The sequence below is a fragment of the Clostridium nigeriense genome, assembly GCF_900086595.1.
GTDB lineage: Bacteria > Bacillota > Clostridia > Clostridiales > Clostridiaceae > Clostridium > Clostridium nigeriense.
On the sequence record NZ_LT575472.1, the window covers coordinates 3515904 to 3538635 of the forward strand.

Annotated in this window: 22 protein-coding genes, 6 tRNA genes and 1 riboswitch; of the genes, 2 read left to right on the forward strand and 26 right to left on the reverse strand. The window is 30.0% G+C overall.

What is annotated here, in order from left to right:
* Nucleotides 1-4: 4 nt before the first annotated feature.
* Nucleotides 5-2236: an SF1B family DNA helicase RecD2 gene (gene recD2 / locus BN6774_RS16520; RefSeq protein ID WP_066895760.1), complete on the reverse strand. Its 2232-nt coding sequence runs from the start codon at nucleotides 2234-2236 to the stop codon at nucleotides 5-7.
* Between the two features lie 147 nt (nucleotides 2237-2383).
* Between recD2 and nagA the strand changes: the two genes are divergently transcribed.
* Nucleotides 2384-3514: an N-acetylglucosamine-6-phosphate deacetylase gene (gene nagA / locus BN6774_RS16525; protein ID WP_066895761.1), complete on the forward strand. Its 1131-nt coding sequence runs from the start codon at nucleotides 2384-2386 to the stop codon at nucleotides 3512-3514.
* Between the two features lie 96 nt (nucleotides 3515-3610).
* Here nagA and metK read toward each other — a convergent pair whose 3' ends face one another.
* From metK to BN6774_RS16565, 8 genes are all read right to left on the reverse strand, one after another.
* Entirely contained in the window at nucleotides 3611-4789 is a 1179-nt protein-coding gene (gene metK / locus BN6774_RS16530) for a methionine adenosyltransferase (protein WP_066895763.1), read from the reverse strand.
* A 115-nt stretch (nucleotides 4790-4904) separates the two neighbouring features.
* Nucleotides 4905-5011, reverse strand: a riboswitch (SAM riboswitch).
* Between the two features lie 85 nt (nucleotides 5012-5096).
* Nucleotides 5097-5182, reverse strand: a tRNA-Tyr gene (locus tag BN6774_RS16535).
* A gap of 6 nt (nucleotides 5183-5188) precedes the next feature.
* Nucleotides 5189-5263 (reverse strand) — tRNA-Thr (locus BN6774_RS16540).
* A 7-nt stretch (nucleotides 5264-5270) separates the two neighbouring features.
* Nucleotides 5271-5346, reverse strand: a tRNA-Val gene (locus BN6774_RS16545).
* A gap of 24 nt (nucleotides 5347-5370) precedes the next feature.
* Nucleotides 5371-5456, reverse strand: a tRNA-Tyr gene (locus BN6774_RS16550).
* 7 nt (nucleotides 5457-5463) lie between these two features.
* Nucleotides 5464-5538 (reverse strand) — tRNA-Thr (locus tag BN6774_RS16555).
* 23 nt (nucleotides 5539-5561) lie between these two features.
* Nucleotides 5562-5647: transfer RNA gene (locus BN6774_RS16560), tRNA-Tyr, on the reverse strand.
* 221 nt (nucleotides 5648-5868) lie between these two features.
* A complete protein-coding gene (locus BN6774_RS16565; protein ID WP_066895765.1) occupies nucleotides 5869-6300 on the reverse strand; it encodes a hypothetical protein in 432 nt (143 codons plus the stop codon).
* Between the two features lie 107 nt (nucleotides 6301-6407).
* Between BN6774_RS16565 and yyaC the strand changes: the two genes are divergently transcribed.
* Nucleotides 6408-6932 carry a spore protease YyaC gene (gene yyaC / locus BN6774_RS16570; RefSeq protein WP_084767084.1) on the forward strand — a complete coding sequence of 175 codons (525 nt, stop codon included), beginning with the start codon at nucleotides 6408-6410 and terminating at the stop codon, nucleotides 6930-6932.
* 53 nt (nucleotides 6933-6985) lie between these two features.
* Here the strand turns inward: yyaC and mreB are convergent, their stop codons facing one another.
* The 17 genes from mreB to wecB all read right to left on the reverse strand — a co-directional run bounded on the left by mreB (nucleotide 6986) and on the right by wecB (nucleotide 22611).
* Complete coding sequence (mreB, locus tag BN6774_RS16575) at nucleotides 6986-8020, reverse strand: rod shape-determining protein MreB (RefSeq protein ID WP_066895769.1); 1035 nt, start codon at nucleotides 8018-8020, stop codon at nucleotides 6986-6988.
* A gap of 162 nt (nucleotides 8021-8182) precedes the next feature.
* Entirely contained in the window at nucleotides 8183-8437 is a 255-nt protein-coding gene (gene spoIIID, locus BN6774_RS16580; RefSeq protein ID WP_066895771.1) for a sporulation transcriptional regulator SpoIIID, read from the reverse strand.
* Between the two features lie 81 nt (nucleotides 8438-8518).
* Nucleotides 8519-9232, reverse strand: coding sequence for a peptidoglycan DD-metalloendopeptidase family protein (locus tag BN6774_RS16585; protein ID WP_066895772.1), 714 nt, complete (start codon nucleotides 9230-9232; stop codon nucleotides 8519-8521).
* Nucleotides 9233-9462: 230 nt separating this feature from the next.
* The gene (gene spoIID / locus BN6774_RS16590; protein WP_066895773.1) at nucleotides 9463-10482 is read right to left on the reverse strand and encodes a stage II sporulation protein D; all 1020 of its coding nucleotides are present in this window, start codon (nucleotides 10480-10482) and stop codon (nucleotides 9463-9465) included.
* A gap of 279 nt (nucleotides 10483-10761) precedes the next feature.
* Nucleotides 10762-12021, reverse strand: coding sequence for a UDP-N-acetylglucosamine 1-carboxyvinyltransferase (gene murA, locus BN6774_RS16595; protein WP_066895774.1), 1260 nt, complete (start codon nucleotides 12019-12021; stop codon nucleotides 10762-10764).
* 21 nt (nucleotides 12022-12042) lie between these two features.
* A complete protein-coding gene (locus BN6774_RS16600; protein ID WP_066895775.1) occupies nucleotides 12043-12690 on the reverse strand; it encodes a hypothetical protein in 648 nt (215 codons plus the stop codon).
* A 291-nt stretch (nucleotides 12691-12981) separates the two neighbouring features.
* Nucleotides 12982-13389, reverse strand: a complete 408-nt coding sequence (gene atpC / locus BN6774_RS16605; RefSeq protein WP_066895776.1) for an ATP synthase F1 subunit epsilon — start codon at nucleotides 13387-13389, stop codon at nucleotides 12982-12984.
* Between the two features lie 11 nt (nucleotides 13390-13400).
* Complete coding sequence (gene atpD, locus BN6774_RS16610; protein ID WP_066895778.1) at nucleotides 13401-14792, reverse strand: F0F1 ATP synthase subunit beta; 1392 nt, start codon at nucleotides 14790-14792, stop codon at nucleotides 13401-13403.
* A gap of 15 nt (nucleotides 14793-14807) precedes the next feature.
* Nucleotides 14808-15659, reverse strand: coding sequence for an ATP synthase F1 subunit gamma (gene atpG / locus BN6774_RS16615; protein WP_066895782.1), 852 nt, complete (start codon nucleotides 15657-15659; stop codon nucleotides 14808-14810).
* Between the two features lie 36 nt (nucleotides 15660-15695).
* Complete coding sequence (atpA, locus tag BN6774_RS16620; RefSeq protein WP_066895783.1) at nucleotides 15696-17210, reverse strand: F0F1 ATP synthase subunit alpha; 1515 nt, start codon at nucleotides 17208-17210, stop codon at nucleotides 15696-15698.
* Nucleotides 17211-17220: 10 nt separating this feature from the next.
* The gene (locus tag BN6774_RS16625) at nucleotides 17221-17760 is read right to left on the reverse strand and encodes a F0F1 ATP synthase subunit delta (RefSeq protein WP_066895785.1); all 540 of its coding nucleotides are present in this window, start codon (nucleotides 17758-17760) and stop codon (nucleotides 17221-17223) included.
* Nucleotides 17760-18242 (reverse strand): F0F1 ATP synthase subunit B, encoded by a 483-nt coding sequence (locus BN6774_RS16630; protein WP_066896768.1) that lies wholly within the window; start codon nucleotides 18240-18242, stop codon nucleotides 17760-17762. Before BN6774_RS16630 ends, BN6774_RS16625 begins: the two co-directional genes overlap by 1 nt.
* 38 nt (nucleotides 18243-18280) lie before the next feature.
* Nucleotides 18281-18511, reverse strand: coding sequence for an ATP synthase F0 subunit C (gene atpE, locus BN6774_RS16635; RefSeq protein ID WP_008676605.1), 231 nt, complete (start codon nucleotides 18509-18511; stop codon nucleotides 18281-18283).
* Nucleotides 18512-18587: 76 nt separating this feature from the next.
* Nucleotides 18588-19286, reverse strand: coding sequence for a F0F1 ATP synthase subunit A (locus tag BN6774_RS16640; protein ID WP_066895787.1), 699 nt, complete (start codon nucleotides 19284-19286; stop codon nucleotides 18588-18590).
* Nucleotides 19287-19649: an ATP synthase subunit I gene (locus tag BN6774_RS16645; RefSeq protein ID WP_066895789.1), complete on the reverse strand. Its 363-nt coding sequence runs from the start codon at nucleotides 19647-19649 to the stop codon at nucleotides 19287-19289. It lies immediately after the preceding gene.
* Nucleotides 19650-20165: 516 nt separating this feature from the next.
* Nucleotides 20166-21344: an acetyl-CoA C-acetyltransferase gene (locus tag BN6774_RS16650; protein ID WP_066895790.1), complete on the reverse strand. Its 1179-nt coding sequence runs from the start codon at nucleotides 21342-21344 to the stop codon at nucleotides 20166-20168.
* A gap of 115 nt (nucleotides 21345-21459) precedes the next feature.
* Nucleotides 21460-22611 carry a non-hydrolyzing UDP-N-acetylglucosamine 2-epimerase gene (gene wecB, locus BN6774_RS16655; protein ID WP_066895792.1) on the reverse strand — a complete coding sequence of 384 codons (1152 nt, stop codon included), beginning with the start codon at nucleotides 22609-22611 and terminating at the stop codon, nucleotides 21460-21462.
* Between the last annotated feature and the right edge of the window lie 121 nt (nucleotides 22612-22732).

The window sequence follows — 22732 nt, forward strand, 5'->3', positions numbered from 1 at the left end:
TCTCCTATTCACTAAATATTTCATTATTAGTAATATCTAAAATTCTATTTTTTAATGAAGAATACCTACTTACACTCTTATCATTAGTAATCATATATTGCAGTGCTTTAGGAATACCAACAACAACCACTAGTTCTTTAGCTCTAGTTATAGCGGTATATAATAAATTTTTATTCATTAAAAGTGGTGATCCCATAAATGCTGGTGTTATAATAACTTTAAATTCACTACCTTGGCTTTTATGGATAGTTATTGCATAAGCTAGTTCTAGTTCATCCAAATAAATATAATCATATATTACCTTTCTTTCATCATCAAAAATAACTGTTAATGTCTTATCTTCTTCATTTATACTTTCTATGAATCCCATGTCCCCATTAAATACTCCTACGCCTTCATTATCTCCATCTCCATTAATTCTAACCCACTTTAAAGAGTAATTATTCTTTGTTTGCATTACCTTATCTCCTTCTCTAAAGGTAACATCCTTTAACTCTTTTTCCTTTTTAACTTTAGACTTTGGATTCAATACATTTTGAAGTTCATTATTTAAATTTTGTACACCTAAGATTCCCTTTCTTGTAGGAGTTAATATTTGAATATCTTTATATTTATCCCAACTAGTATTAAACTTAGGAAGTCTTCTATTTATTAAATCTATTATAGTATTTAATATTTCATTTACATCTTCTCTATTTTCAAAGAAGAAATCACCATCTCTCCTATTTAATATTGGCATTTCTCCATTATTTATTTTATGCGCATTTGTTACAATTAAGCTTTCTTTTCCCTGTCTAAATATATCTCTTAATCTAACTACCTTAATAAATTTACTTTCTATTAAATCTTTTAAAACATTACCAGCTCCTACAGATGGAAGTTGATCAACATCACCAACTATAATTACTCTAGTTCCTAGTTTTATTGCTTTAAGTAAACTATGCATAAGCATTACATCTATCATAGATGCTTCATCAATGATGATAACATCAGCTTCTAATGGCTCAGTTTCTCCTAATTTGTAGTAAGACTTTCCTTCCTCACTGACTCCCATCTCTAGTAATCTATGTATTGTTTTAGCCTCTCTACCCGTTGATTCACTCATTCTTTTTGCTGCTCTTCCAGTAGGCGCTCCTAAAACTACCTTCATATTATTATTTTCGTATATTTCAATTATAGCTCTAATTATTGTTGTTTTACCTGTCCCTGGACCTCCTGTAATAATTTCTATTCCATTATCAAAGGCTCCTACTATAGCTTCTTTTTGAGACGGTGCAAATTTTATATTGTGTTTTTTTTCAAATACACCTATTTCAAACTCAATATCGGAATTTATACTTCTAAAATTCTCCATACTCAAGGTTATTATTCTGTTAGTTACTCCTAATTCGCAATAATAATACGGTAGTGCAAAAACAGAATCTACCCCATCTATTTTCTCAACCTTTATCTTAGAATCTAAAGATAAATTATATAAACTTTCTTCCACCATTTGAGCTGTAGCCCCTAATATTTTACTTGTTTCTCTAATCAACTCATCCTTAGGCATAAAAGTATTTCCTGATGAAGAAAATTGATTTAATATATATCTAATCCCACTTTGTATTCTAAAGGGAGATGTAGGTTCAACTCCAAGACTTTTAGCTATTCTATCTGCTGTAAGGAATCCAATTCCTGAAATTTCATCAGAAAGTATGTATGGATTTTCAACTATTATTTCTTTAGAATTTTCTCCAAAAGTTTTATAAATCTTTATACATTGATTGGTACTCATTCCATGCCCTTGGAAAAACATTATTATATCCTTTAATTCCCTTTGCTCTATATAGGATTCTTTAATAATTTCAAATTTCTTTTCTCCAATCCCTTCAATTCCTTTTATTCTATCTATATCTGTATCTAAAATATCTAATGTTTTTTCTTTAAACCTCTCTACTAGTCTTTTTGCAGTAATTGGTCCTATTCCTCTTATTATACCAGTTGCTAAGTATCTTTCTATTCCCTTAATGGAACTTGGTAATATTTCTTCATATTCCTCTATATTAAACTGACGTCCAAATTGCTTATGAATTACCCATTGTCCCTTTAATCTAACATGTTGCCCTTCTCTCATAAAAGGAACCACTCCAACTGCATTTACAACTTCCTTTTCCATTCTTATCTTAGATACTACATATCCAGTATCTTCGCTTTTAAATACAATAGATTCAACTATTCCATTTATGCAATCTTCCATGTTATCGCTCCAAACTTAAAATATTTTATTTCCTATTATTTTATTATATAATATATAACAAATAATACATAATAAAGATTGGCTTTTTTAATTAATATTATTTAAATATGTTATAATAAAAATATAAAAAAGCATGGAGGTGTTTATATGCTAATAAAAAATTGTAATATAATATATCTTGATAAAATTGAAAATGGTTCAGTTTTAATTGAAAATGGTAAAATTAAAGAAATAAATCCAAGTAACACTGATGTTGATGAAGTAATAGATGCTAATGGTTTATATTTAGCTCCTGGATTTATAGATGTTCACATTCATGGTGCAGGTGGTCATGATACAATGGACGGAACTTTTGAAGCTATTAATGAAATTGCAAAAACAATAGTAAAACACGGAACTACTTCTTTTACACCAACTACTATGACTGTTGCTGTTGAAGATATTAGAAAATCAATGGAAGTAATTAAAGATGCTAAGGAAAATGGTACTGATGGTGCTATAGTATTGGGTGCTCATTTAGAAGGCCCTTTCATTAGTCCAAAGGCTATTGGTGCTCAAAATCCTAATTACTTAATACCTCCAACTTTAGAAAACTATAAAGCAATGGTTGGAGATGCAGAAGATGCTGTAGTATCTATTACTATTGCTCCTGAAGTTCCTGGTGCAAAAGAATTAATTAAAGAGTTATCTCAAAGAGGTATAGTTTGCTCAATAGGACATACTAAAGCTACTTACGAAGAAGCTATGGAAGGAATAAAATGTGGTTGCGGTCACTCAACACATCTTTTCAATGCAATGACTCCTTTTGCGCATAGAGAACCAGGAGTTGTAGGCGCTATATTTGATAGTGAAATTACTACTGAAACTATCTCTGATGGAATTCACGTTTCTTATCCTTCTCTTAGAATAGCTTACAATCAAAAGACTCCTGATAAGGTTCTATTAGTTACAGATGCTATGATGGCTTGTGCAATGCCTGATGGTATGTATGCTTTAGGAGGTCAAGATGTAGTTGTTAAAGAAGGAGCTGCAAGATTACTAAGTGGAAGTCTAGCTGGCTCAATTCTTACTTTAGATAAGGCTGTTAGAAATGTTTATAAAAATGTAGGACTTCCTTTATATGAGGCTGTAAAAATGGCTAGCTACAATCCTGCAAGACACTGTAAGGTTGAAGATAGGAAAGGTCTTATCAAGGAAGGCTATGATGCGGATTTAGTATTATTTGATGAAGATATCAATATTAAAAAGGTTATTGTTAGCGGAAAAATATTAGTATAAAAAATGTAGCTACCTAAGGTAGCTACATTAATATAAGATATATAATGTAGAGTAAAAAAATAAGTATTTCGGTATGAAATACTTATTTTTATTATGCTATAGCAAATATTTTTTTATTTCTTCTACTTTATTTAACTGTTCCCAAGGTAAATTTAAATCATTTCTACCAAAATGTCCATAAGCTGCAGTTTGTTTATATATAGGTCTTCTTAACTCTAAGTCTCTAATTATTGCACCTGGTCTTAAATCAAATACCTTCTCTACTATAGATACTATTTCTTCTTCTGATTTTTTACCTGTTCCAAAAGTTTCTACTTCAATCGATACCGGCTTAGCCACTCCAATAGCATAAGCTAATTGAATTTCTAATTTATCTGCTACTCCTGCAGCAACTAAATTTTTTGCCACCCATCTTGCTGCATATGCAGCTGATCTATCAACCTTAGTTGGATCTTTACCTGAGAAAGCGCCGCCACCATGTCTTCCATATCCACCATAAGTATCAACTATTATCTTTCTTCCAGTTAATCCACTGTCTCCTTGTGGTCCACCAACTACAAATCTTCCTGTTGGATTAATAAAATATCTAGTTTTTTCATCTAATAATTCTGAAGGAACTACTGCTTTAATAACATATTCCATTAAATCTTCTCTTATTTGCTCTTGAGAAATTTCTTCACTATGTTGTGTTGATATAACTATTGTATCTATTCTTACAACTTTATTATCATCATATTCAACTGTAACTTGAGTTTTTCCGTCAGGTCTTAAATATGGTAAAGTTCCATTTTTTCTAACTTCAGATAATCTCCTTGATAATCTATGAGCTGTAGCTATTGGTAAAGGCATAAATTCTTCTGTTTCATTAGTTGCAAAACCAAACATCATCCCTTGGTCTCCGGCTCCCACAGCTTCAACATTATCCTTTTCTCCTGCTCTAGATTCAAAAGCCTCATCTACTCCCATAGCTATATCCCCTGACTGTTCATCTATAGAAGTTAAAACTGAACATGTTTCACAATCAAATCCATATTTAGCCCTATCATAACCTATATTCTTAACAGTTTCTCTAACTAGCTTTGGAATGTCAACATAACAATTAGTTGATATTTCCCCCATTACTAAAACCATTCCTGTAGTAACAGCAGTTTCACATGCAACTCTCGCCATAGGATCTTTTTCTAAAATGCTATCTAATACAGCATCTGAAATTTGGTCACAAATTTTGTCTGGATGTCCTTCTGTAACTGATTCTGAAGTAAATAATCTTTTCATCTTAATATCTCCTTTCATTTTATTTGATATTAATTCTAAAGCAAGTTATAAACTTGTATATTTTTAAAAATAAAAAAATCTCTTCGATAAGAAGAGATGCTAAAAATCATTTTCTTTCTTATCTTGCAAAATACATTGCTGGAATTGGCACCACACTCAAATTAATGAAGTAGGTTGCCGGGTTTCATAGGGCCCTTTTCCCTCCACCTCTCTTGATAAGAACTAATATCAAATTTTTCTTTACAGATTATATCATCTTTATCCATAATAGTCAACAAAAAAAGACAAGAAGTTAATCTTGTCTTTGTGGTGGGGGAGGACGGATTCGAACCATCGAAACGATAACGTAACAGATTTACAGTCTGCCCCCTTTGGCCACTCGGGAACTCCCCCTTATTATGGAGCTGGCAATAGGAATCGAACCTACAACCTGCTGATTACAAGTCAGCTGCTCTACCGTTGAGCCATGCCAGCATATTAATGGTGGAAACAACAGGGATCGAACCTGTGACCCTCTGCTTGTAAGGCAGATGCTCTCCCAGCTGAGCTATGCTTCCATACTTATTAAAAAAATTTAAAAATGGTGGGGGAGGACGGATTCGAACCATCGAAACGATAACGTAACAGATTTACAGTCTGCCCCCTTTGGCCACTCGGGAACTCCCCCATTTTTATGGAGCTGGCAATAGGAATCGAACCTACAACCTGCTGATTACAAGTCAGCTGCTCTACCGTTGAGCCATGCCAGCATATTCATTAAATAAATTTTAAATGGTGGGGGAGGACGGATTCGAACCATCGAAACGATAACGTAACAGATTTACAGTCTGCCCCCTTTGGCCACTCGGGAACTCCCCCATATCAAATTTATTTAATTCTATTTAATTTCAGTTAAGTAAACTTGCCGTCCTCAACTGACATTGTCTAGTATATATTTATTGTTTCCTAATTTCAAGTGCAATATTTAATCATTTAATAAAATTATATCTATATTATTCACTAATGCTCTTATTTTCTCTTATTTAATACTAATATCTTTTTAATAAAAATTTATTTTTTAATTATCAAATCTAACCTTATTATAAAAAAGTTGAGTTTACTTTATTTTGTATTATACTTTTAAATATATCATAATCAGAAGAAGATAACCTTCTCTTAACTAGTTCAATTCCCTGTTTTATCTTTTCCTCATTATTTTTATCCGAAAAATATTCATTAACTTTTACTATATCTAATATAGATAATTTTTTTAAAATTAAATTTAAACTTTCTCTTCTATTGCCCTCTAAATAATTAAATAAGCTTTCTTGATTATCTTTTTGCTTTAAAATTAATTTTTCTTCTTCAGCTAGTAAATTAGTATTTTCATTCAACTTATCCTCAGTAGATATATTAATGATATTTTCACTTAAAGCTTCTTCGCTTTTTAAAGGCTCCCAAATCAACAAAAAGTATATGGGGATACTGGCTCCTAATAATATAGCAAATATATAAATTAATATTTTTTTCATAATTATCATCTCCTTATTTAATTAATTTCCTATTAAGGTTTTTTTATACATTTAATTATATTTCAATTTTTTCAGCATATATTTGTATAACTAGGGGGGTGAATCTTGTGAAACATAAAATACACTATAACAATTCTGATTCATATATTGAGATAGCAAAAAAAATTGAAGGCTATATTAAAGATAATACTATAATAATTTGCATAGGCACTGATAAATGCATTGGAGACTGTCTAGGCCCACTTGTAGGAACTCTTTTAGTAGAAAGCAATTTTCCGCTTCCTGTATTTGGAACCCTTGAATCTCCTATTCATGCATTAAATATAAAAGAAAAATTAAATTCTATTTATAAGTTCCATCCAAATTCAACTATTATTGGTATAGATGCTTGCTTAAGTGAAGAAGATTCTATTGGTGAAATACATATTAGAGACTATCCAGTTCATCCTGGCAAAGGAGTTGGTAAAATCCTACCTGAAGTAGGTAATTATTCAATAATAGGTGTTGTAGATTCAAGTGACAACTCCTTATTCTTCACAAGCAGAAGTATTCGTTTATATTTAATTATGGAAATGGCTAAAATAATTTCAAAAGCTCTTATGTATTCATATAATTTATCACAAAAAAAATAAAAAAGGAGCAAATCTGCTCCTTAAGTACTATACAAATTATGTAGAAATTACATTTATTCAATTAAACTAATTTCATTGTCCATTAAATTTGGTTCCAATTTATCTAAATATCCTAAAACCTTGCCTGTTCCTTCTGCTACTGCCTCAATAGAATTATTTGCAATTTCAACATTAACTCCAGTTTCATGCTCTATTAATTTATCTAATCCATGTAATAAAGAGCCTCCACCAGTCATCAAAATTCCCTTTTCTATAATGTCAGCAGCAAGCTCAGGTGGTGTTTTTTCCAATACTGATTTTACACTTTCAACAATTAATGATACAGATTCCTTTAACGCAACATTTATTTCGTCAGATGTAATAGAAATTTCATCTGGTAATCCAGTAATTAAATTTCTTCCCCTCATACTTGCAGTTAAATTTCTTGACCCTTTAAATGCTGAACCAATACTAACCTTCAATTCTTCTGCTGTTTTTTCACCTATCATTATTTTATATTTATTTCTAACATACTTAATTATAGCATCATCGAATGTATCTCCAGCTACTTTTATAGATGATCTTACAACTACTCCCCCCAATGATATTACCGCTATATCTGTAGTACCACCACCAATATCAATTACCATAGACCCATTTGGCCTAGTAATATCTAGTCCTGCTCCAATAGCAGCTGCTAGAGGTTCTTCAATTAAATGTACTTTTTTTGCTCCAGAATTTCTTGCAGCATCAATTACTGCTCTTTTCTCTACTTCTGTTGCTTGAGATGGAACACAAATCATTACGTTAGGAGCTGTTATTTTACTTTTTCCATATGCTTTTTTTATAAATTCTTTTAACATTTTCTCTGTTATATCGTAATCAGATATAACCCCATCCTTTAATGGTCTTACTGCTACAATATTCCCTGGAGTTCTTCCAATCATTTTTCTAGCCTCTTCACCTACAGCAAGTACCTTATTATTATTTTTATTTATTGCTACAACTGATGGCTCCTTAAGTATAACACCCTTGCCTTCAGAATAGACTAAAACTGTAGCTGTACCTAAATCAATCCCTAAATCGCCCCTATTTTTAAAAAACCACATTCCTTGTTCACTCCTAATCTAAATCTACATAATTTCATAAAACGCTTATTATTTTACAATATTTGCCCTATTTCTTATTATATATGGAATATGGTAAACCTTCAATATTTTTGTATTTATTTTCACTTTAAAATAATTTTTATTTAAAATATAAAAAAATTTCTATTGATCTGCAGCTTTATATTTCATTTTAGTGGCTTTTCCACCTCTAATATGTCTTTCAGCTTTATTTAATTCTAATATTGAATGTGTTTCTTTAGCTATTGTTGGATTTATCTTAGGTAATCTTTCTGTCATATCTTTATGGATTGTACTTTTACTTACACCAAATACTTTTGCAGTTTTTCTAATAGTGTCCTTTGACTCTATAATGTATTTTGCTACTTCTAAAACTCTTTCTTCTATATAATCCTTCAAAAATATTACCTCCTCTTAAAAATAAAATCTGATTTTATCTTTAGATTATCAGCCACTATTTAATGACTGATAATCTATTAATTACTCTTCCTTAAATGTAAAATATGCTGTTGGGTCAAGATCTTTTCCGTAAGAATCTTGTACTTGAATACTCAAGTGGTCACCAAACTCATTATTAGTAAATATTTTAGAGCTATTTCCAACAGTTCCAATAACAGTTTCCTCTGTTACTCTATCTCCTACATTTACCTTTATATCATTTGATAAATTACTATACTTTGTATATAAACCATTTGCATGAGCAATAACTACATAATTACCCTCTTCTACTTTGCTTGAAACTTCCTTTACTTCTCCTACAGCTGCAGCTTTAACTTCGCTTCCTACAGCCGCACTAATATCAATTCCCCTTATATTTCTGCTAGTTCCATCAGACATTAATTGAGGTTTTGGATATGTATATCCTCTTGAAACTACCCCATCTATAGGATTAGAAAATACTACTTCAGTATTAGTACCTGCTGAAACATTTACATCACTTTCTTGTTGTGCCAATTCATTATCAGAATTTTCTTCTACTCTTTCAGCATTTTGCTTTTTAACCTCTGAAGTTTCATTCTCATTAATATTTAAAGTAAATTCACTTTGTGCCTTATTGCTTTCTTCTAATGATTTATTTCTCTTAGTAGTTACAATCGCAACAGTAGCAATTACGCATAAACAAAGGAATAATACTAAATAAAAGCCCTCCTTTCTAAAAAAGTCTTTTACCTTATCTTTTTTGTTTACATGCATATCAACACCTCCTTTTTGTATTCTTGCCCTTTATAGTAAATTAATACAATTTCAAAAAGATTTGTTTTCATCAAATTTCTACATTTACCAACATTAATTTATATGTATTAATATTTTCTATTTATATAAAAAGAGTGTAGAAAAAATCATTAATTATCTTTTCTACACTCATATTTAATAGCAAAACACTAACAATATATTATTTACTGTTTGTAACTACTATTTATTTTTTATTCCTTAAATTTTATTACTTTTAAATCAATTCCCTTATAATAGTGCTTTAATATTTCCTCATAATTAGATCCGCTTTTAGCCATAACATTTGCTCCCCATTGGCTCATTCCGACCCCATGACCATACCCCTTGCATTTAAATAATATCTGATCATTACTTATTGTGTATTCAAAGTTAGTTGAATTTAATCCGAAGGATAATCTAAAATCTAAGCCCTTAACCTTTGTTTGTCCAAGCCTTATTTCTTTAATTCCTCCTGCACTACTCCTACTTATTATTTCTATATTGCCTTGTAAATTCTCTACTGTTAATTCTGCTTCAGGATATTTTTCATTTACTTTATTAACAAATTCATTTATATTAAACGGGATTTCTGATTCATATTTAGGTGCTATTTCCTCCCCTTTACTCTCTGTAGAAACAAGATATGGAACATCATTTGAAAAAACATCTACAGCATTTTCTGTCATTCCAGAACTAGTTGAGAAAAATTGTGGATATAAAACTAATTGATTATTATATGTTAGAACTTTCCCTTTAGTCTCATCTACTGCCTTTGATATTTTATCCCAATTTTCTGTAGCCTTATCTTCCCATTTTTCTAATCTACTTACTTTACTTATATAAACTTGGCAATGAGTTGTGTCACAAACATCTCCTCCCTTTGCTATATCACAAGGTCTAGATCTTTTAGACATAATATAAGTTCTTGCGGCAACAGCTTGTGCTTTTAATGCTTCATCACTGAAACTAGCTGGCATCTCTCCTGAAACTACACTCTTCACATAATCTTCAATAGGAACTTCTTCCATTCTATCTTCTTTAGTAATGTACACTTTAATATTTTCACTCCCATTTATGGTTATTAAATTATTATTTTCACTTATACTAGATGAATTATCTTCTTCACTACTAGCCTTTACTGGCATAGATTTAATAATAATCATTGGTGCTACTATCATAAAAATTAATATTAGAATACTAAAAAATAAAGTATATGGAAATTGCTTCCTCATAACTATCCTCCTTTTTACGTAATACATTTAAATATATGTTTAAAATACTCAAATATACTTTAAGCTTTAATTTTTATGTTAAGTAAGAAAAAAAGATAAATATTGTATTCCTTACTCCGTCGCATTCGCTCCAAGTCAACCTCATACAATATTTATCTCTTAACAAACTGAAGGTAATTATTACTTACTCATTAAAATATTGTAAAAATTAAAAAACTTAGATTTATCTAAGTTTTTTAAATAGGTTGTTATAGTAATAAAATTTATTTTAAAGTTTTATTATTTATCAACCCTATATATATTTGCCCCTAGGCCTCTAAACTTTTCTTCTATATCCACATATCCTCTGTCTATGTGATATAAATCGCTAATTTCAGTTTTACCTTGTGCAACTAACCCTGCTAATATCATTGCTGCTCCTGCTCTTAAATCAGTTGCCTTTACATCACACCCAGTTAAAGATCCAACGCCTTCTATTATGGCAGTTCTTCCATCAATTTTAATATTTGCACCCATTCTAACAAGTTCTGCTACATGCATAAATCTATTTTCAAATACTGTCTCTGTTATTATACTTGATCCTTTTGTAACAGCTAATAAAGCCATCATTTGTGCTTGCATGTCTGTAGGAAAACCAGGATAAGGAAGAGTTTTTATATCTACTGGTGATTTTACTCCAGTTCCATCTACTAAAATTTTATTTTCTCCAAGATTTTCAAACTTCACACCACATTCTTTTAATTTTTCTATAGTTGGTCTCAAATGATCTTCATTGGCTCCATTTATAGTTATCTTACTATTTGTTATTGCTGCTGCTACCATAAATGTGCCAGCTTCAACCCTATCATATATTGGTTTATACTCTACTCCCTTTAAAGAGTCTACTCCTTCTATAGTAATTTTCCCTACTCCAGCTCCATGAATCTTAGCTCCCATGGAATTTAAAAAATTTGCTAAATCCCATATTTCTGGTTCTTCAGCTGCATTTTCTATAATAGTTGTTCCTTCAGCTAAAACAGCTGCCATTAAAATATTTTCAGTTGCACCTACAGATGGAAAATCCAAATATATTCTATTTCCTATTAACTTCTTTCCCTTAGCTTCTACATAACCATGCTCTGTTTCTATTTCTGCACCTAAAAGTTTAAAACCCTTTAAATGTAAATCTATAGGCCTACTACCTATATTACATCCACCAGGCATTGATATTCTACATCTACCGAATCTTGAGAGCATAGGTCCCATTATTAAAAAAGATGCTCTCATCTTTCTAATTAATTCACTATTTAAATTTACTTCTGCTAAATTTGATGTATTTATCTTCAGATCACCATTTACAGTACTTTCAATATTACAATTCATACCTGATAACAAATCAGTTAAAACCACTACATCTTCCAACATAGGTGCATTTTTTATAACTATGTCATTTGGATTTAAAATACTTGCAACTATTATAGGTAAAACAGAATTTTTAGCTAAACTAACATTCACTTCACCCCTTAGTTTATTACCACCTTCAACTATAATTTTTTCCATATTATCCTCCATTATAAATTGTTAGTATGTTATGAATATCACTGGTGTTCCTAGAATTAAATATTCTTCTCCATTATAGGTCATAAAAGAAAAATTAATTTTATCTCCATTTATTAACCTTCCTTTACCAACCATCCCATTAATAATACTTAATTCCTCCAGAGTTCCTTTTTTTATATTGTTCTTTAGTAGATCTAAAAGATTCTGCTTTTGCTCTTCTATTATTTTTACCTTTATAAAATTAAAATATTTTATATTTTCTGCTGCAAAATATTGTATTTGTTCTAGTTCTTTCTTAATTTGATTAGTTGTACATTCTATTCTATTATTTGTATAAGTAATTTGTACTTTCGTTTCATTATCTTCCTTCCATGCTAGTACATTAATTTCTCTATAATCATCATTAAAGAAAATTTTATTATCAATAATATAAATATCTTCTTTAAATAGTTTCTCTAAATTATTTTTAATTATAAGTAACTCGTTTTTTAAATTATTTTTTGAATCATATTCTACCCTAATGCCATTTTCTATAAAGTCTCCAGCACTAATCACTTTATTCTCTAAAAAATAAAAATTATCTGAATTAAGTTCAGATTTTGCTGGAATTGTTCCAATAATTAAAGAAAAAAAGGCTATCATAGGTAGTATTTTCAATATCCTTCTCATATTCCCCCTACCTTTCTCTTTTAATTATTGTCCATTTTTTTTATTTTATTCAAAAAATAATAGTCATATTATAATATATAAAAATAGTTGAAATTTGTGATTAATTGTCATTACTATGATAATTTCATATGTATAATTTTGTTATTCCGTCACATTCGCTCTAAATCATCCAAAATTAATAGTGATACTTATTAAGTAAATTACAAAAAAATTATTAATAGGGTTACATTTTTATATTTTCCTAAAAAGTAAAAAAAGAAATAAAGAAGACTTAAGTCCTCCTTATTTCTTTTAATCATTTATACTTATAGTGCTAATTCTAGCATTTGCTCTTGCTAATGCCCTTTTAGCTCTTTCTATATCTATGTTATTATTATTTTCTTTTAATCTTTTTTCAGCTCTTTCCTTTGATTTTAAAGCTCTCTCCCTATCTATATCTGCACTTCTTTCAGCTGCATCACAACAAAACTTTATTTCATTGTTCTTAATATATACAATTCCAGATGAAGTAAATACCTCTTCTCTTGTACTACCATTAACTATCGTAGTTGTTGTTGGAACCGTACTAGTAATTATAGGGGCATGATTAGACTTAAATTCCACCTTACCATCTTTAGTAGATGTAATTAATGCTTCTCCTTCGAACTCAATAGGTTCCTTTCCTGAAGTAACTATAGTTATTTTAAAAGTTTTACTCATAGCTTCATCCCCTAACTTAAGGTCTTAGCTTTTTCTATTACTTCTTCTATAGTTCCTGCAAAAAGGAAAGCTGATTCTGGTAAATCATCATATTTACCATCTAATATTTCTTTAAATCCTCTTACTGTTTCTTTTACCGGAACGTATCTTCCTTGCATTCCTGTAAATTGCTCAGCAACTGTAAATGGTTGAGATAAAAATCTTTGAACTCTTCTTGCTCTTGCAACTACTTTCTTATCTTCATCAGATAATTCATCTACACCTAGAATTGCAATTATATCTTGTAATTCTTTATATCTTTCAAGTATATTTTTAACAGATGTAGCTACTTCGTAGTGCTCTTTACCTACAACTCTTGGATCTAATATTCTTGAGTTAGATTCTAGAGGATCAACAGCTGGATATATTCCAAGTTCGGCTATACTTCTTGATAAAACTGTTGTCGCATCAAGGTGAGTAAAGGTTGTTGCTGGTGCTGGGTCTGTAAGGTCATCAGCAGGAACATAAACTGCTTGAACTGATGTTATAGAACCATTTTTAGTAGAAGTGATTCTTTCTTGTAAAGCTCCCATTTCAGTTGCAAGAGTTGGTTGATAACCAACAGCTGATGGAATTCTTCCAAGTAAAGCAGATACTTCTGATCCAGCTTGTGTAAATCTAAATATATTATCTATAAATAAAAGTACATCTTGACCTTGATCTCTAAAGTATTCAGCCATTGTAAGTCCAGTTAATGAAACTCTCATTCTAGCTCCTGGTGACTCATTCATTTGTCCAAATACTAGAGCTGTTTTATCTATAACTCCTGATTCTTTCATTTCATAGTATAAGTCATTACCTTCTCTTGATCTTTCACCTACACCTGTAAATACTGAAAGACCACCATGTTCTTTTGCAATATTGTTTATAAGTTCTTGAATTAAAACTGTTTTTCCAACTCCAGCTCCACCAAATAGACCTATTTTACCACCTCTTTGATACGGAGCTAAAAGATCAATAACCTTTATTCCTGTTTCAAACATTTCTGGTTCTAAAGATTGTTCTTTAAAACTTGGTGCAGGTCTATGAATAGGATACATTTCTTTTATATCTACATCTCCAGCATTATCTATAGGATTACCAAGAACATTAAATACTCTTCCTAATACTTCTTTTCCTACAGGAACAGAAATACATCTTCCCATATCTATTGCCTTCATTCCTCTTTTTAAACCTTCAGTTGATTCCATTGCTATAGTTCTAACTATATCATCACCAACATGTTGTTCAACTTCAACTACTAGGACTTTCTCTCCCATATCTATTCTAATTTCATTATAGATATTAGGTAAAGAATCTGTATCAAATTTTATATCCACTACAGGTCCAATTACTTGAACTACTTTTCCTACTTTTTCAGACACAGTAATCCCTCCTTACTATTTTTGAGCCTCTGCCCCACCTACAATTTCAGATATTTCTTGAGTTATCATTCCTTGTCTTATTCTATTATACTTAAGATTTAAGGCTTGTAGGATATCATTGGCATTTTGAGTTGCTCCATCCATTGCAGTCATTCTAGCATTTTGCTCACTAACTTTTGAATGTAACATAGCTCTTCTTATTTTACATTTAAAATATATATCTAAACTTGAATTTAAAACCTCTTCTACACTAGGCTCTATTAAAAATTGTTCTGATTTTTCTCTTTTTATTTCTAATGGAAATAATCTCTCTATTTTAACCTCTTGCTTAATTGGAGATTTAAACTCTGTAAATACAAGATTAACCTCTCCAACTTCCTTATTATTAAACATGAATAATGCATCATCATATATAGCTCTAACTTCTTTAATAGTAGGTATATCTGGAATTTCTACATATTCTTTAATAGTATCAAATCCATACTTTCTCATATAGGAAATTCCCTTAGCTCCTACAATTACTATTCTAGCTGAGCCCTTATCTTTGATTAAATCATTTAAGCTGTTAGCTACATTTCCATTAAAGCCTCCACAAAGGCCTGTATCTGAAGCCATAACAATATATAGCTTATCTAAATCATTAGAATTCGTATTAAAGAAGGAACTTTCATAACTTTCTGGTAATGCTGACATTAAATTCTCTACTATTTCTTCACTTAATTTATAATATTCCTCATTATCATTTAGTTCTTTCCTTGCTTTTCTAAGTTTAGAAGTGGCTACAAGATTCATAGCTTTTGTTATCTTTCTTGTACTTTCAACCGACTTTATTCTTCTCTTAATATCTATAAGTCCTGCTGCTCCCAAGTTTCCACCTCCTAAAGAATTGCATAGCTTTTTAGGCTATGCATCTTGTAAGAATAATTTCTTAAACTCTACAATAGAATTTTCTAATTCTGATTTTATTTCATCAGTTAAAGTCTTAACTTCAACTATTTTTCTTAATAGATCCCTATTGTGAGTATCCATATATTCTAAAAGTTCACTTTCAAATCTTCTAACATCATTAACTTTGATATCTGATAAGAAATCATTAACTATAGCGTAAAGAATTACTATTTGTTTTTCTACATCCATAGGAGAATATTGATCTTGTTTTAAAACTTCTACTAATCTCTTACCTTTTTCAAGTCTCTTCTTAGAATCTTTATCTAAATCAGATCCAAATTGTGCAAAAGATTCAAGTTCTCTATATTGAGCTAACTCTAATCTTAAAGTACCAGAAACTTGTTTCATCGCTTTTATTTGAGCGTTTCCTCCAACTCTCGATACAGATATACCGGCATTTACTGCTGGTCTTTGTCCTGAATGGAATAAATCTGATTCTAGGAATATTTGTCCATCTGTAATTGAAATAACATTGGTTGGAATATATGCAGTTACGTCTCCAGCTAATGTTTCAATTATTGGTAAGGCCGTTAATGATCCTCCACCATTTTCTTTAGATAGCTTTGCAGCTCTTTCTAAAAGTCTTGAATGGATATAGAATACATCTCCTGGATATGCTTCTCTGCCTGGTGGTCTTCTAAGTAATAGTGACATTGTTCTATAAGCTACTGCGTGCTTAGAAAGATCATCATATATTATTAATACATCTTTTCCCTTATGCATGAAATATTCACCCATACTACATCCAGCGTATGGAGCTAAATATTGAAGTGGTGCTGATTCTGAAGCTGTACCACCTACTATTATTGAGTAATCTAATGCTCCAAATTCTTCTAATGTATTAACTATATTTGCAACAGTAGATTGCTTTTGTCCAATTGCAACGTAAATACAAATTACATCCTTACCTTTTTGATTTAATATTGTATCTACTGCAATAGCAGTTTTACCTGTTTGTCTATCTCCAATTATAAGTTCTCTTTGACCTTTTCCTATAGGTATCATGGAATCTATAGCCTTTATACCTGTTTGTAAAGGTTCATTAACAGAGCTTCTATCTATAATACTTGGAGCTGGAACTTCTATTGGTCTATATCCTGCATTATTAATAGGGCCTTTTCCATCTATAGGTTCTCCTAAAGAATTAACTACTCTTCCAAGTAATTCTTCTCCTACAGGGACTTCTACTATCTTATTAGTTCTTTTTACTATATCTCCTTCTCTAATGCCTTCTTCTGATCCTAAAAGAACACAACCTACGTTATCTTGTTCTAGATTTAGAGCCATACCAAAAACATTATTTGGGAATTCTAATAATTCACCTTCCATACAATCATCTAAGCCGTAAACTCTAGCAATACCATCACCAATTTGAATGATAGTACCTGAATCTACAGTTTTAATTTCTTTTTCGTATCTTTCAATTTCTTTTTTAATTATGGAAGTTATTTCTTCAGGCTTAATATTCATACCTTCACCTCTATTCTGTTTTAAGCATCAATTCTTTTAGTTCATCCAACTTAGATTTGATTGTTCCATCGATAACATCATTATTAACTCTTACGTAAATTCCACCTAGAATACTTTCGTCAATAATTTGTTCTAATATAATATTTTTATTATATTTTTTCTCTAATGTTTCTATTAGTTTTTCAAACTCTTCTTTACTCAAAGGAACTGTTGTTTTTACAATACCATTTAGAGTATTTTTTCTCTCTAAATCTATTTTTTCCATTTCCTCTAATTTTTCTCTTAAATATAGTATTCTATCTTTTTCTATAAGAATTAATAAAAATGATAGTAATTCTTCGTCAATATGACCTTTAAAAATATTAATAAAAGTTCTTTTCTTTTTTTTAGTACTAATTTGAGGGTGCTTAATTACTTCGTAGAATTCTTTATTTGTATCTATAAGATTACAGATTTCTCTTAAGTCTTGTAGATATTGTTGAACTTTCCCTTTTTCTTCTGCCACTTCATATAAAGCCAGTGCATATCTACGGTCTAAATATTCATACATTATGAATTACCTACCTTAGTTATAAAGTCTCCGATTAACTCTCTATTTTTTTCTTCATCTATATTTTTCTCTATAACCTTTTTAGAAAGTTCAATTGCTAAATCGATAGCTTCTTTCTTTAATTGATATTCTACTTTTTCTTTTTCTCTATTTATTTCAACTTTTGCTCTTTCAATTATTACTTTAGACTCTTTATTAGCTTCTTCAATTATTTCATCATATATCTTTTCAGCTTTTTGTTTATGTCTTTCTGTAATTAACTTCCCTTCTTCTCTAGCATTTTTTAATATTCTTTCATTTTCTATAGCCAGCATTCTTGCTTTTTCTGCTTCTTCTTCAGCATTATCTAATTGTTCATTAATAAGATTTTCTCTCTCATCAATAATAGCTTTAACCTTATTAAAGAAGAAATACTTCAGAATAGCTAAAAGAATAATAAAGTTAATTATAGTGGCTATAAGGGTACTAGGGTTTATTTCCATTAACATAACTATTGCCTCCCTTCTGGAGCCCTAAGACACTATTTTACTCCAACGAATATTAAAAGAATTGATACTAATAAACCGTAAATTGCTGTTGCTTCTGCGAAAGCTGAACCAAGCATTAAAGCTGTAGTTATTTTACCACTTGCTTCTGGTTGTCTTGATATTCCTTCTACTGCTTTAGCAGTTGCATTTCCTATACCTATTGCTGCTCCTATACCTACTAATACAGCTATAGCTGCACCTAATGCTCTCATTGATATTTCCATAATAAAAATCCTCCTTTAATAAAAAATAATTTAATAATTTTTTAATTTATAATTTAATAAAAATATTTTAGCGAAATTAATGTTCTTCATGTCCTGAATGTTCTGCTATCATTTTAATATTTATCATAGTTAGCATTATAAAAATTATAGTTTGAATACCACCATCAAAAATATCAAAATATGCATGTAAAGGTACTGGTATCGCTAACTGAGCTACAAAACCTATATGATTAAGAGCTTCATAGCATAGTTCTACTAAGAATGTAGCTGCAAGTATATTACCAAATAATCTTAGTGCTAATGATACTGGAAGCATTATTCTTTCTAGTATATTTATAGGTGTTATTATAGCAAGTGGGAATGTATATCCACCAAAATAACTTTTTAATCCATACTTTCGTATTGTATAGTACTGTACCATATAAAAAGTTATTAAAGCTAAAGCTACTGTTACACTGAAGCTCTTTGTTGGTACTGGTAATCCTATTAGACCTGTCAGGTTCATAAATAGTAAGAATACCGCTAAACTTCCTATAAAGGGAATTATATCTAAAAATTCCTCTCCCATATTATCTATTACTACTTTTCTTAATGTAGTATATATAGATTCTACTACTACTTGCTTTTTGTTTGGTCTAAGCTTCATATTTCTTGTTGCCCATATTGCAATAATTGCTACTAAAACAATAGTTATCCATTGCATTACCACTTCTGGAACTATATCAATTTTCATGGGTCCAACATAAAAAGACCATATTGGTTCTAGTGGTTCCACTTAATCACTTCCTTTCCCTTTTTTCATCCAATAAAATACAACAAAAACAAAATGGGATAAATACCCTGAAATATATGATAAAAGTTGTATTAAATTATTTAAAAATGGCAATGCTATTAAAATAATAATAGTTATCCTAAATAAGTAACTAATAGCTAATAATGCTTTTTTATCATTTTTAAATGAATATTCAATAATTAACCCGTTAGCAATTGTATTAATTAATGATACTATTAATCCTAAAAAGAATATTGAAGCCACTTTTAAATTAAAGAATAGGGATAATATAAGTACAAAAATGAATCCTGCAATTAAATCGTATTTTATCATCTTAGAAATAATATTATTCATTTCTCTACTCATTTTATCCTCACCCCCAACTAACTCTTGTTATTATAGTACTATGAAAACATTAATGAAAACCCTAAATATGTCTATTTAACAGATTATTACTTAATTTATAATGATTATAAGAGTTTATTTCATTTTTACTTAACTAACTTCATTATATTTCATTTTATCTCCAAATATAGCTTAATGAATTTAAGTCAATTCATTTTTCTGAAAATTCACTTTCTCGTATAATATACCGTTTCTCCAATTGATAACATTTTCAATTATCTTTTTATACTTTTCAGTCATATTTTTTTATGTTTTTTATTATTTTTTTTGTATTTTTATACTATTATCCTTTAAATTATTATTTGAAAAATGAATAATCCATTTAATATTTATTCATATTTTTGTTTTAAAACTTATATATCATTTTATTATGATTATTATAAATTTTTATTATATATAGTATTATTATCTGAAATCATATTTATAATTCAAATAATTTTAAAGCCCTCGATTACTCGAGGGCTTTATTTTATAATATTATCTTTCAACAATAAGTGCTGTTCCCATTCCTCCACCTATGCATAAAGTTGCTAAACCTTTTTTAGCATCCCTCTTTTGCATTTCATGAATTAATGTAACAAGGATTCTTGCACCAGATGCTCCAACTGGATGACCTAAAGCAATTGCACCACCATTTACATTTACTTTACTCATATCAAAATTTAAATCTTTTGCAACTGCTAAACTTTGTGCTGCAAAAGCTTCATTAGCTTCTATTAAATCTAAATCTTCTATATTTAAATTAGCCACTTCTAAAGCTTTTTTGGTTGCATGGAATGGTCCATATCCCATTATTGAAGGATCTAAACCTTTTTGTCCATAAGAAACTATCTTTGCTAAAGGAGTAAGACCTAATTCTTCAGCCTTTTCAGCACTCATAACTACAAAAGCTGCTGCTCCATCATTTATTCCTGAAGCGTTTCCTGCTGTTACTGTACCATCTTTTACAAATGCAGCTTTTAATTTTGCTAATCCCTCTATAGTTGAACCTAATCTTGGGAATTCATCTGTATCAAATACTTTTGGTTCTCCCTTTCTTTGAGGTATTACTACTGGAACTATTTCATCCTTAAACTTGCCAGCTTTAATAGCAGCTTCAGCTTTTAGCTGAGAGTTTAAAGCGAATTCATCTTGTTCTTCTCTAGTTAAATTCCATTCTTTTGCAATGTTTTCTGCAGTAACTCCCATATGGTAATTATTAAATGCATCCCATAATGCATCATTAATCATAGAGTCAACCATTTTTCCATCGCCCATTCTTTGACCCCATCTTGCAGTTTTCAATAGATATGGAGCTTGAGACATGTTTTCTGTTCCACCAGCTATTATAACATCAGCATCACCAGCTTTTATTATTTGAGCCGCTAATGAAACTGTTCTAAGTCCTGAACCACAAACCTTATTAACTGTCATAGCTGGAACTTCTACAGGCAAACCAGCTTTTATAGTAGCTTGTCTAGCTATATTTTGTCCAAGACCAGCTTGAATAACATTACCCATTATTACTTCTTCAACTAATTCGCCTTTAATTCCTGCTCTATTTATAGCTTCTTTTATAACTAATGCTCCTAAATCTGCTGCTGATACATCTTTTAATGATCCACCAAATGTACCAATTGGAGTTCTTACAGCACTTACAATTACAACTTCTCTCATATTCACATCTCCTTATTTAATCTTAAGAATTTTCAAATTTGTTAAACAATTAACATAACTCAATTATACCACTTTCTGCCTGTTATTCAACCCAATTATCCGATTTTTTTGAATATTATCTCAAATACTCTTCAATCTCTATATTTCTTATAGAAAAATATTTTTCTATAATATCAGCTATTCTTTTTGAAGCATATCCATCACCATATGGATTTGCAGCCTTACTCATTTTTAAATATTCATCATTATTTGTTATTAAAGTGTTAGCCTCATGAACTATTTTATTTATATCAGTTCCCACTAATTTAACAGTTCCATATTCAACAGCTTCCGGTCTTTCTGTAACATCCCTTAATACTAAAACTGGTTTTCCTAAATGCGGTGCTTCTTCTTGTAATCCACCTGAATCAGTCATAACCATAAAACATTTATTCATTAAATTATGTGTTTCGTTAGTATCTAGAGGTGGTAGTAAATGTATTCTTTCCTTATTTCCTAATTTTTTAGTAACTACATCCTTAACCACAGGATTTAGGTGTACTAAATAAACTAATTCAACATCTTTGTTTTCTTCTACTATTTTATTTAATGCATCACAGATATTTTCTATTCCCTGCCCCCAATTTTCTCTTCTATGAGCAGTTATCATAATTACTTTTTTATTTTCAAAATCTATTTCATTTAATAATTCATTTTCAAATTTATAATCTTCTTTAACAGTATGGAGCATAGCATCTATAACAGTATTTCCAGTTATAAATATTTCTTCTTCTTTAACTCCTTCTCTTAAAAGGTTTGCTTTAGAGCTTTTAGTTGGTGCAAAATGTAAGTCTGCTAAAGATCCTGTAAGTTTTCTATTCATCTCTTCAGGAAAAGGAAAATATTTATCAAAGGTTCTAAGTCCAGCTTCTACATGCCCAACCTTTATTTGCTGATAGAAGGCTGCAAGAGCACCTGAAAATGTAGTAGTTGTATCTCCGTGTACTAATATCATATCCGGTTTTTCTTCCACAAAAATTTCTTCTAACCCTTCTAAAACTCTATTAGTAATGCCTGTTAATGTTTGCTTACTCTTCATTATATTTAAATCAAAATCAGGCTTTATATCAAATAAATCTAGAACTTGATCTAGCATTTCTCTATGTTGAGCTGTAACACATACTTTAGAGTCAATGCCTTCTCTTTTTTCTAATTCCTTTACTAAAGGAGCCATTTTAATAGCTTCTGGTCTTGTTCCAAATATAGTTATTATTTTTTTCTTTTCCATTTAAGGTTCCTCCTAATATATTGTTTATATTATAAACTTATATTTTATTATCCTATATCATCATCCTTATTATACACATTAAAAGTTAAATAAACAATTAAAGAGTAGCTTTAAAAGCTAC